Origin of the sequence: Streptomyces sp. adm13(2018) (assembly GCF_008042145.1) — a bacterium.
In the GTDB taxonomy this organism is placed as follows: domain Bacteria; phylum Actinomycetota; class Actinomycetes; order Streptomycetales; family Streptomycetaceae; genus Streptomyces.
This window is the reverse complement of the sequence record NZ_RDBH01000280.1, coordinates 1-1,203: the sequence shown is the minus strand read 5'-3', so window position 1 is coordinate 1,203 and position 1,203 is coordinate 1. Positions and strand designations below refer to the sequence as shown.

The window sequence follows — 1,203 nt, the reverse complement described above, 5'->3', positions numbered from 1 at the left end:
GCGTACGCCGCCGCCCCGGGCGCCCGGGGCGGCGGCGTACGCGACACGGCTGACGCCTCCGCGTGCCGCGAGGGGCGACGAGGGCCACGTCCTACGGTGGTCCGATGCGATCCGTACCGAGATGGGCCCTTCTGTCCTCGGGGTGCGCCCCGCTGCTGCTGGCCGGCGGCTGGACCGTCGCGGCCCTGCTCGAAGGGCCCGCCTACGACCCCGTCACCCAGACGATCAGCGTTCTCGCCGCCTACGGCGCGGCGGGCTCCTGGGCCATGACCGGGGCGTTCCTGGCGCTCGGCGTCTGCCATCTCCTCACCGCCTGGGGCCTGCGGCCGGCCGCGCGCGCCGGACGCCTGGCGCTCGCCGGGGGCGGTGTGGCGGCTCTGGGGGTCGCGCTGGTGCCCACACCGAGCAGCGGGGGATCCCTGAACCACGGGGCGGTGGTCGTGGTCGGCTTCACGCTGCTCGCGGTGTGGCCGGTGCTGGCCGCCGTGCGCAGCGAGGGCGGGCCGTGGGGGCTGCGTCTGCTGCCGTCCGTCGCCGCGACCGTGGTGATGGCCCTCGGCGCGGTCTGGTTCCTGGTGGAGATGAACCGCCAGGGGCCCGTCGGGGTCGCCGAACGGCTCGTGACCTGCGTCCAGTCCACCTGGCCCCTGGTGGTGGTCGCCTCCTGCCTGCGCTCGCGCGTGAGCCGGATCGTGGCGGGTGGCGAGGGCAGTCGTGGCGGTGGCGAGGACGGTGGGATCGGCGGGGCGGGAGTGACCGGTGCGGCGGACGGGGAGTCCGTGCCGCCGCGGCGGCCCCCGGGCGGCTGACCCGGGCCCCGTCCGCGACCGTTCGCCCATTTGTTCGAATTAGCGTTAGGGTGAATCCGTGAACGCAGCACGACCCGCCCTCCCCGGACTCCAGGGCTCCCTGTTCGACCAGGGCGACGAGATCCGCTTCGGCCCGCTGGACGGCCTCCGGCGGACGCCGCTCGACGCCGGTGCCTGGGTCGACCACCTGCCCGGCTGGCTGCACGGAGCCGACGTGCTGTTCGAGGAGCTCGCCGACCACGTGCCCTGGCGGGCCGAGGAACGGCCCATGTACGACACCGTCGTCGCCGTACCCCGGCTCCTGGCCCACTACGGCGAGGGCGCGCCCCTCCCGCATCCCGCCCTCGCCGTAGTGGGCCAGGAGCCGGGGTACGGCGACGACGGTGTCGTACAT

The 1,203-nt window shown here is 75.5% G+C and carries 1 protein-coding gene and 1 pseudogene; both read left to right on the top strand.

Translation table 11 applies throughout. The features are described 5' to 3' along the window. Nucleotides 1–104: 104 nt before the first annotated feature. On the top strand, nt 105–809 hold the full coding sequence (locus tag EAO70_RS36610; RefSeq protein WP_148007090.1) for a DUF998 domain-containing protein: 705 nt from the start codon (nt 105–107) through the stop codon (nt 807–809). Between the two features lie 58 nt (nt 810–867). Next, nucleotides 868–1,203 (top strand): annotated as a pseudogene (locus EAO70_RS36605) (alpha-ketoglutarate-dependent dioxygenase AlkB); the annotation flags it as partial.